Annotated in this window: 12 protein-coding genes; 11 read left to right on the top strand and 1 reads right to left on the bottom strand. The window is 32.1% G+C overall.

The features are described from left to right. Positions 1–307: 307 nt before the first annotated feature. Positions 308–1417 carry an SLC13 family permease gene (locus IV57_RS12415; protein ID WP_057881841.1) on the bottom strand — a complete coding sequence of 370 codons (1110 nt, stop codon included), beginning with the start codon at positions 1415–1417 and terminating at the stop codon, positions 308–310. A gap of 188 nt (positions 1418–1605) precedes the next feature. Between IV57_RS12415 and IV57_RS13220 the strand changes: the two genes are divergently transcribed. The 11 genes from IV57_RS13220 (at position 1606) to IV57_RS12370 (ending at position 10374) form a co-directional block, all read left to right on the top strand. Continuing rightward, positions 1606–1758 (top strand): hypothetical protein, encoded by a 153-nt coding sequence (locus tag IV57_RS13220; protein ID WP_157051962.1) that lies wholly within the window; start codon positions 1606–1608, stop codon positions 1756–1758. Between the two features lie 60 nt (positions 1759–1818). Continuing rightward, a complete protein-coding gene (locus IV57_RS13215) occupies positions 1819–1992 on the top strand; it encodes a hypothetical protein (RefSeq protein ID WP_157051961.1) in 174 nt (57 codons plus the stop codon). A 148-nt stretch (positions 1993–2140) separates the two neighbouring features. Further along, positions 2141–2686 carry a transposase gene (locus IV57_RS12410; protein ID WP_057881840.1) on the top strand — a complete coding sequence of 182 codons (546 nt, stop codon included), beginning with the start codon at positions 2141–2143 and terminating at the stop codon, positions 2684–2686. 179 nt (positions 2687–2865) lie between these two features. Then, complete coding sequence (locus tag IV57_RS12405; protein WP_057881839.1) at positions 2866–3222, top strand: transposase; 357 nt, start codon at positions 2866–2868, stop codon at positions 3220–3222. Then, the gene (locus IV57_RS12400) at positions 3215–3823 is read left to right on the top strand and encodes a transposase (protein WP_162261230.1); all 609 of its coding nucleotides are present in this window, start codon (positions 3215–3217) and stop codon (positions 3821–3823) included. The genes IV57_RS12405 and IV57_RS12400 overlap by 8 nt, the downstream gene beginning before the upstream one ends. A 123-nt stretch (positions 3824–3946) precedes the next feature. Next, complete coding sequence (locus IV57_RS12395) at positions 3947–4375, top strand: PTS sugar transporter subunit IIA (protein WP_083488978.1); 429 nt, start codon at positions 3947–3949, stop codon at positions 4373–4375. After that, complete coding sequence (locus tag IV57_RS12390) at positions 4359–4829, top strand: PTS sugar transporter subunit IIB (protein ID WP_057881836.1); 471 nt, start codon at positions 4359–4361, stop codon at positions 4827–4829. Before IV57_RS12395 ends, IV57_RS12390 begins: the two co-directional genes overlap by 17 nt. Before the next feature lie 15 nt (positions 4830–4844). Beyond that, positions 4845–5615 carry a PTS mannose/fructose/sorbose/N-acetylgalactosamine transporter subunit IIC gene (locus IV57_RS12385; protein ID WP_057881835.1) on the top strand — a complete coding sequence of 257 codons (771 nt, stop codon included), beginning with the start codon at positions 4845–4847 and terminating at the stop codon, positions 5613–5615. Positions 5616–5630: 15 nt separating this feature from the next. Next, positions 5631–6458: a PTS system mannose/fructose/sorbose family transporter subunit IID gene (locus IV57_RS12380; protein ID WP_057881834.1), complete on the top strand. Its 828-nt coding sequence runs from the start codon at positions 5631–5633 to the stop codon at positions 6456–6458. A gap of 92 nt (positions 6459–6550) precedes the next feature. Next, on the top strand, positions 6551–7522 hold the full coding sequence (locus tag IV57_RS12375; protein ID WP_057881833.1) for an SIS domain-containing protein: 972 nt from the start codon (positions 6551–6553) through the stop codon (positions 7520–7522). 92 nt (positions 7523–7614) lie between these two features. Further along, positions 7615–10374 carry a sigma 54-interacting transcriptional regulator gene (locus tag IV57_RS12370; protein ID WP_057881832.1) on the top strand — a complete coding sequence of 920 codons (2760 nt, stop codon included), beginning with the start codon at positions 7615–7617 and terminating at the stop codon, positions 10372–10374. Positions 10375–10403: the final 29 nt, after the last annotated feature.

Here is a 10403-nt window from a genome sequence, read left to right as displayed (position 1 = left end):
TTTGCTAGGTTAGTGAAAGACTCGATTTTGAAACAATTTTGTACTTCAAATTGGTTCAAAACGATGTCCACTGCGTTCCAGTCCCCCGATATTGCCGAGTGGAAGACGGCAGCATAATAACAACTCCGTTTGTTTATACTTTAACCAATCATGAATAAGAATCTCTTTAATTTTAAAAGTGCGGTATAAATGCGGAATACAATACAATTTTTTTCGTCTAACAAAAAATATCCCATCAATTCGTACTTTGAATTGATGGGATATTTTCGCTAATACTTGAAAGCCAACAGTGTTTGTCCTGCGCTGTCTAAAGTCCGAAATCGATTAAGAAGAAACCGATTGTACCAATGATCAATAACATAACAAAGTTAATGATACTGAAAGCTATTAAGTATTTACCGGGAGTCTTCTTGAAGAAGAAACGATATTGTTTAAAAGCTAATAGGTTAGCAAGTGAGGCAACAACTGTACCAAGTCCACCAATATTCGTACCCAAGAAAATAGCGTGAGTATATTTGGAGAATTTAGAAACCAAAATAGTTGTTGGAACATTACTAATGAATTGACTGGTAATTATTGATGTTAAGTAGGTACTTGTTCTTGTTTGCAAAAATTGATGTAAGTTATTAACGATTGCTGGTTCACGGTTGATATTACCAACGGCAATGAAGAAACACATGAATATTAGCACGATAGAATAATCAACTGACCCAAGGATGCGCGGGTTAATAAAAATAACCAGTAGTAAAGCGGCAATCAATGAGCCCCACATTGGAATGACTGAAAAGATTCCAAGGAAAATTACAATTGTGACAGCAACGGTTAAAGTTAAACTTGGTATGTTCAATTCAACTGCAGGTAGTTCCGTTAACTCAATTGGATCCTTAGGGAAGAATCGAGTTAAGAGGAAGATAGCTAGGAAAGTAACAATTGTTATCGGTGTAGACATGACGAAGAATTGTTTAATACCTAGGTTAAAATGTGTCAGCAAGAATAAATTATGAGTATTACCAAACGGTGTAAAAATACTTCCAAGGTTCGCAGCCATTGCAATAATAATTACTGGGAAAATCGGATTTACTTTTATATGTTTAGAAAGTTGATAAAACAAAGGGACTAACGTTAGAATAGCAACATCATTTGTTAAGAACATCGCTCCGAAGAACGATAATGAGGCTAACATAAACATCATTTGCCGGGTAGTTTTCGCTTTGTGCGTCATATACGCGGCATAATATTTTAAGAAGTCCAAATAATCATAGATTTGGATTATAATCATCATAGATAGTAGCGATGCTAGTGTCTTCCAATTAATATCCATCATTTGTGGTGGACTAATGAAAATAGATGTAAGAATTGCCGCTGCCCCAGCTATCCATAGCACCCTATCCGAAAATACACGTTTTAATACGTTCATTTAGTTTTCCCCTATAAAAAAGAAGTACCTTATCTAGTATAAAGATAAAAGTACCGTTAAAAAAGATAATTATACAAAAAGTGGCAAAATAATTTTTAAAACTTAAATGTTTCAAAAATTATTTATATAAAAAGCATAATGTATTGTAACCTAAGTATAATAAATAGCAACATATCGGAGGATAATATATGCAAATAATTTTATCAATTTTAATGTTTATCATAGGCATTGCTGTAATGACAATATCTTTTAAGGCTAAAAAAGAATTGATATATTATCTAACTTTATCAGCGGGGGTAATTTTTTTCTTTGCAGGGATTTTGGTGATCTTGCCTAAATAAAGAGTGCCAAGTGAAAAAAGTATTGTTATAATCTTCGTATCAAATAGGGGAGGGATTTCCATGATTTTGAAACGTACATCATTATTAGTCTTAGTTTCAATGATTTTAAGTGTTATTGAAATGACTGTTGATCCTGAATTTATTGCTGGACGTGTTTCCTTAGCATTTTCAGGGGCACTGATGTTATTACTATCATTGCTATTTGTTAGAAGTCTGTGGCGATTTAATAAATAAAAAAATGAGTTTGGGACAAAAGTCCTATATTAAAAAAATAAGGCCCAGAAATCAATTTGATTTCTGGGCCTTATTTCTATGTACAGATAGAGAACTACTCTGTTATTCTTATTATCGCCAAACAAAAAAAATTAGGAGGCTCTTTATTATGCACATGAATTATATCAATAATCAAACATCTTTGAAACTAGAATTAGATTGGGTTCCAAAAAATGAACATATCGTTTGGGCCATCGACTCGATTGTCGAGTCGATTCTAACGGCTGATTTAGAATCCGAGTCCTCATGGACTGGACGTCCAGAGTATCCGGCTAAGATGTTATTAAAAATGTTATTATTCGCATATTCAAGAAAAACTTTTTCAGGTAGACATATCGCTGAAATGGCTGAAGAGAATCTACCAATGCGTTGGTTGATGGGAAATATTTTGACCACACCCAGTCATAGAACCATAAATCGTTTTCGAGTTAACGATAAATCTAAAGAACTGATAAAAAAATTATTTATAACCTTTAGAGATCGTTTAAATCAGCTGGGGCTGATTGACGACTCTGCACTATTTATTGATGGAACTAAACTTTTGGCCAATGCTAATAAATACACGTTTGTTTGGAGAAAATCGGTTGAAAAATTTGAACCAAAATTGGATGCTAAAGCAGACAAACTATATCAAATAACGTCGACATTTCTGTAAAAAAAGAATCAGATAAATCTTTTAACAGTAGCGACCTAGAGAATATCTCCACAAATTTAGATTCAAAGATAGATAAATTAAATAACGTTATTGAAAAAGAGTCTGTTCAAGCTGGTGGTTCGAAGAATAAGCGCAAAAGGCGCAAACTAAAACACTATAATCATTTACTTAAAAATGATTTGATCCCAAGAAAGAAAAAATACGAAGTCGCCAATGATACTTTTGGCGACCGCAATAGTTTTTCAAAAACCGATACTGACGCTACTTTTATGAGTATGAAAGAAGATCCCATGAAAAACGGGCAATTAAAACCTGGATATAATTTACAGGTCGCAAGTCAAAATCAGTTTGCACTTTATTATGATGTATTCCAACGTCCGACTGATACCAGAACATTAATTCCCTTTCTTACTGATATTTTTAATGAGTCGCCTCATGCCGCCGACTACGTCGTAGCGGATGCAGGCTATGGAAGTGAGATGAATTATCAATTTATTACTGATTCTCTCAATGTTGATTATCTTATGTATGTATGAGAAAGAATTAACACGTTCATATCACAAGGATAAAAGAAAAGTCGCCAATTGGAATTACAATGAACTGATTGATGTTTTTACTGACTTAGACGGCATTGAATTTCATTTTTTGAGATACAGTGTAAGACATGATAAGTACGGGTATGAACGTAAATTTAAGGTTTACCGTGCGGTTGAATACTTTGACGATCCAACACGTCAGAAACTGGCTACTACTAAGATGGGTAATCAGCGACAAATAAGTATCAATGCTAATTGGGAATATTTTAAAAATAAAGCTAAAGAAAGCCTTTCAAGTGAAATTGGTCAATCAGTCTACGCGCAGCGTAAGACTAATATCGAACCAATTTTTGCCAACTTGAAGGCTCATTTGTTGTTCAATAGAGTCTCAGTTAGAGGAATTGAGAACGTAAAATCTGAAATTGGATTGGCACTGATGGCAAACAATTTAGCGAAATTAGCTAGATTGTTTGACGTTTCTAATCAATCACAAAGAAATGAGATGATAAATTCCAAATTTGTTGGAATTATCATCTCATTTTTATTTAGAATTGGGGGTTATGTCCCAAACTCATTTTTTGTATCTGTGTATGAGCGATAGCTATAAAGTGTGCAAAGTGTGCATTTATAAAAATTAAGGCTGATATATAGGGCTTTGTTCAAGTTGGCACGTTGCTTGCTTATATAAAGGTGAAAGGTAAATAGATAAACAGGAAGTGATGTTATGAGGATCATATTAATTAGTCATAGCAATATGGCGGTGGGAATGAAAGATACATTAAACATGATTGTGGGAGATGATAAAAACATCGTTGCGTATGCTGCATATATTAATGGCAGTACCGCTGAAATAACAAAGGTAAAAAAAATGGTTGAAGAAAGTAGTGATGAACAATTTATTATTCTAACTGATCTGCTTGGTGGAAGTGTTAATAACGAAATGATTCAACTATTGAAAAATAATAACAATGTTAAATTAATTACTGGGATGAATTTACCATTAGCAATGCAATTGCAATTGAAGTCCCAAACAGTAGAAAGAATTTCAGATAATGATTTGAAATCTATTATTGCTGACAGTCGTGAAGCTTTAACTGATATCAATGAGTTATTAAAAGAAGAGAGGATGAGTGTAAATGATCAAATTTTGTAGAATAGATCACCGTTTATTACATGGGCAAGTTATTTTTTCATGGACCAAGTCAGAAGGAATTGAAAGAATCATCGTAATTGATGATATGGCAGCCAATGATGAGTTTAAAAAGATGTCTTTAAGTTTATCTAAACCAACGGGAGTTAAATTAAATATCTTTTCAGTTGATACGGCAATTAAAAATATTTCTAAAATAAAAAAACTTCCGGAAAAGGTAATGTTGATTTTTGGAAATACACATTCAACACTTTTATTTGCCAAGGAATATAAGGATCTTAAGCAAATTAATTATGGAGGTATTCCCGAAAAGGAGGGATCTAAAAAATTTAGCAATACGATTGCATTAACTGATAAAGAAATTCAAGAATCTAAAGAATTAAGTGATATGGGAATTAATCTTTATATGCAACAAATACCAACAACTAAGAAAGAAGAATTAAACGATAAATTATAAAAGGAAGTGTGAACAATGCTATATAAGGCCCTTATATTAGGTATTATCGGAATTATTGTTGTATTGGATTCACGATTTTTCGGAAGGCTTAATGTGGAACAACCACTTATTGCTAGTACTCTAGTCGGAATAGCTTTAGGGGATGTAACTAAAGGTTTAATGGTTGGTGCGACACTCGAACTTATTTCTCTTGGTTTGGTTAACGTTGGTGCAGCGGCTCCACCAGATATGGCAATGGGATCTATCATTGCTTCAGCATTTGCGATTTTGTCTGGAGCATCAGCTCAAACTGCCTTGACAATTGCGATACCCATTGCGGTATTAGGACAAATGTTAGGAATTGTAATCAGAATGGGAATGTCATCATTTAATGTTATGGCAAATAAATATATCGATGAAGGGAAGTTTAAATCAGCAACTAATTTACACATCATATGGGGAATGGGTCTCTATGCTTTGAGTTATTTTATTCCCATCTTTGTAGCAATTTATTTTGGAACAAATTTAGTAAAAGAAATAGTCTCAATTATTCCTACTTGGTTAACTAGTGGTTTAACAGTTGCCAGTGCTGTTCTACCGGCTTACGGGTTTGCATTATTACTATCAACGATGATAACCAAGAAAATGGCTCCATATTTCTTTATCGGATTTTTAATCACTGCCTATGCAAATATTAGTGTTACTGGTATTGCACTGTTTGCAATTCTTATTGCAATTTTATTAGATCAAATTATTTATAAAGATAAATCATCTTCCAAAGATGATGACTCCTTAGATTCTCTATAGAAAGAGGGCTGAATTATGTCAGAAGATAAATCTTTAAAAAAAGAAAACAATAAAAAATATTGGCAATTCTTTTGGCGCTCGTGGGCCATACAAGGTTCTTGGAATTATGAGCGTCAAATGAATTTAGGCTTTTTATATGGTATTGCACCAACTCTCGATAGAGTTTACAAGGATCCAAAAGATATCGATAAAAAGAAAGCCGCTTATAAAAGACATTTAGCATTTTATAACTGTACTCCACAGACATCTTCATTTGTTCTCGGATTATCTGCATCAATGGAAGAACAATTGGCAAAGAACCCAGATGACTTTGATCCTGAATCTATTAGTGCCGTTAAATCAAGTTTGATGGGGCCATTATCGGGTATTGGTGACTCATTTTTCCAAGGAACCATCAAAGTATTAGCTTTTGGACTAGGAATTAATTTTGCGCAAAAGGGTAATATACTTGGACCGATTTTAGCTCTGATCATATGTTTTGTTCCAGCGTACCTAGTTACTTGGTATGGAGCTAAGTGGGGATATACAGCTGGGAATCAATTTTTAACAAAATTGAATTCAGAAGGTGCCATGGATAGAGTCATGTTTATTGCCGGAGTCGTGGGATTAATGGTTATCGGTTCTATGGTATCCAGCATGATACCTTTAACTACTCCATTACACATGGGTACAACATTTAAATTACAGTCAACTTTGAATACGATCATGCCAAAATTGATACCAATTTCTATGACAATGTTTATGTATTGGTTAATTAATAAAAAAGTTAATACTGGTTGGATTTTAGCAATTTGTATTATTGGAGGAATTTTAGCAAGTGTATTTGGAATTCTTAAAGCATAGAAAGGGAAGTGTCTTTATGTTTGATTCTAGCTAGTAGTTATAATTTGAGGTCATAAAATCAAACGATTTAAAATAATAGGAGGAATTTAATTATGTTATCACCAAAGAAAATTGTATCTGATATCTTTAAGGAAGAACCTAATATTGAAAATGTAATGTTTGTTGGTTGTGGAGCTTCAATGGCTGACTTGTATCCTGCAAAGTACTTTTTAGAAAAAACTGCTAAGAAACTCAGAATAAGCATTTCAACAGCAAATGAATTTAACTATGATACACCTGTTTCATTAGGAAAAACTTCAATTGTTATTGTTGCATCACTTGGTGGTACCACACCAGAATCTGTTGAAGCAACTAAAGTTGCAAGCAAGGCTGGAGCACATGTTATTTCAGTTACAAATTCAGAAGGATCACCATTAACTGAGGCAGCTGAGTTTGTTATTGTTCATGGATTCCATGAAAGCTATGCCGCTAAGGTTGCTAAAATGAAGAATGTTTTGATTTTGGCTATTGAGATTCTTCAAAAGAGTGAAGGCTATGATCATTATGATGAAATGATGGATGCTTTAAGTAAGATTGATGATTTGATTAATGAATCAGTCAAGACTGTGACACCATCCGCTAAGGTTTTTGCTGATAAATATAAGAATGATAAACTTATTTATGTATTGTCGAGTGGAGCAACACTGGATGTAGCGTATTCGACAGCAAGTTTCTTATTTATGGAAATGCAATGGATTGCCGCTCCAACCCTAAATTCTGGTGAATATTTCCATGGCCCATTTGAAATGACAGAAAAAGATGTTCCATATCTATTATTTATGAATGATGGTCCTACACGTCATTTGGATGCTAGAGCATTGACATTCCTACAAAGATTCGATGCAAAAGTTACAACAATTGATGCTAAGGACTATGGTTTAGCATCAATTGCATCCGATAATGTTATTGATTTCTTGAACCCTATGTTATTGACAGGGGTAATGCGTGTATATGCTGAAGAATTAGCTATTGCTAGAAATCACCCTCTAACAAAACGCCGTTACATGTGGAAACTTGAATACTAGTCTAATTGAATAGCAAATAAAGCGGATTGACCAATAGTCAATCCGCTTTTGTGCATATATCGTTTTATAATTTTTTTTATAGGGAGGTAAAAATGCCGATAAATAAGATTGAAGAATATTTGGAGAAAATTTCCAAGGCAGCTCTTGAAAGCAAGAAATTTGAATTACTAGAAACAAGTACCATGGCTCAGAGGTTAAATTTATCACGAAGTACTGTAAGCAGATATTTAAATAATGGATATAAGGATGGTGTTGTTACTAAAATTCAAACACATCCAGTTAAATATATTTCATTTAATATTTTAAAGAAAAACTTTAAAAATGCAAAATTAGATTATGACAGTATTGATGATGTATTGAATGAAGATAGGCTTCACAAAAATACGAGTATTGATATATTTGATAATGTTATTGGTTCAGAGGGGAGTTTAATAAATCAAATAGAAGAAATTAAAACGGCTACACTTTATCCAGGCAAGGGTTTGCCAATAATGCTAATGGGCCCTAGTGGATCGGGTAAAACTTTTTTAGCAAATAAAATATATCAATATTGTATTCAAAAAAATTTAATTGCACAATCATCTAAATTTCAATTTTTAAATTGTGCTCAATATTTTAATAATCCGGAGTTATTATCGAGTATTCTTTTTGGATATACTAAGGGTGCTTTTACTGGTGCGGATCAGGATACACCGGGGCTAATAGAAAATGCCAATGGAGGAGTTCTTTTTTTAGATGAAGTTCATAGATTAACTCAGAGTGGTCAAGAAAAGTTGTTTTCATTTATGGATACCGGACAGTATTCACCTATTGGTAACGATAGTATAAAAAGAAAAGCATCAGTAAGATTAATATTTGCGACAACAGAAAAATTAGATTCTACTTTTTTACCAACATTTGTTAGAAGAATTCCAGTAATTATAAATATTCCAAGTTTTAGTATGAGACCTCAAAGTGAAAAAGTTCAATTGATTGATTACTTTTTTATGAATGAAAGCAAGGTATTGAAACGAAAACTCAGTGTTTCAACACAACTTGTTGATGTTTTGTTATCTGCAAATATGGAAGGAAATATCGGTAAACTCAAGAATATTATTAAGTATTCTAGTGGGAACGCCTATGCAAAATCAGGCGATGTATCTAAAATTAAAATAAATTTATCAAATATTCCGGTTAATTATTATCAAGATTTAATACAATATAAAAAATTTGAAAATGATCCTACTGAATATATCAACTATGATTTTGAGAGCGATGTGTTGCCCCATCATACTAATAAAATAATAAATGTAATTAAAGATTTATATGTAGATACTATTAATATGGTTTGGGTTTTTTTAAATAATAAAGTAGCTAAAAAACAATTTTTGAATCATATTAATAAGAATGTTGATTTACTTTTTGACAGCATCCTTTTTAATACGGAGTACAAAAGTTTAGAAGATTCAGAGTATGAATTTTTGATTTATCAAATCAAATCTGTATTTGATTTTATGGAAAATAGTTACGGATATCCCAAGGATGGAAATCAGATTATTGCAATTGCTACATTGTTAAGATCTAAAAATTTACAATCAGTGTTAAATGATAACAAAATATGGAATTTACATAAATCTCAAATAATTAATGAATTAAAAAGTAATTTTGATTCATCATATCAAATAGCAACTAGAATATTGTCATTGTTATCTAATAAAATGGAACGTGATATTCTAGAAGAAGATATATTGATGGTGACGTTGTACGTTGCAAAAAATAAAAGTAATATCTCTAAAGGATTGCTACATGCTGTTGTTTTGGCTCATGGTTACTCGACAGCAAGCAGTTTGGCAAATGTGGCTAATAGAATGTTAAAAAGTAATTTATTTCAATCAATAGATATGCCAATAGATACAACAACGAAAGATATTGAATCTAAATTGGTTGATTATATAAACACTGTTAATATTGATAAAGGGATGATATTACTAATTGATATGGGCTCACTTAATCAAATTGGTCAGAGTATTAATGAAAAACTGAATGTACCAATACTTATGATTGATCATGTATCAACTCCACTGGTATTGAATGTTGGAAATTTAATATTACAAAATAAAGGATTGAGTGATATTAGAAGTAATGTGAAGGAAAATAATGTAGTCAATAGCAAAATTCTTTTACCACATAAAAAACAAAAAAAGGCCATAATTACTTGTTGTCATTCTGGTATGGGAAGCGCGGTTCAGATTCAAGAAATTATAAAGAATAGCTTGAAAAAATTTGATGTTAATATTGAAATATTGCCATATGATTTTAATAAACTATCTAAGAATAAGAGAAATGAATTACCATTTGAACTTTATGATGTTATTGCAATCGTTGGAACGGCTAATCCACAAATCGGTGGTGTTCCATATTTATCATTAGATGGATTATTATCAGGAAATCATATTGATCAATTAATTGAAATATTGAATAACACAAAATCAATGGATTATTCTGATTTGAAAGATGCTTTGTTAATGAATTTTACTATTAAAAGGATGATTTCGAGTATTACTATTTTGGATCCGAATAGTTTGATAAAATTGGCCGATTCAACAGTATCTAAAATGGAGGAGCTGCTTTCCAGAAAATTTAAGACTAATAAACGAGTATTATTAATTATTCATGAATCAGGAATGGTCGAAAGATTAATTAGAAATCAAGAATTGGATAGGCAATCCGATATAGTTGAATTTAAATCAAAGCATAGAGAAATGTTTGAGATAATAAAAAAATCTATGGAACCCATAGAACAGCATTACAATATTAAGATTAATCCACAAGAGGTTAGATTGATTGTTGAAATAATTCTTGGGGATGATTAAAAAGAGGCTGTGACATAAGTCTCTAAAAT

The organism is Companilactobacillus kimchiensis, from assembly GCF_001438805.1.
GTDB classification, from domain to species: Bacteria; Bacillota; Bacilli; order Lactobacillales; family Lactobacillaceae; genus Companilactobacillus; species Companilactobacillus kimchiensis.
Note: the sequence above shows the minus strand (reverse complement) of the source record. Positions and strands in the feature narration are given on the sequence as shown.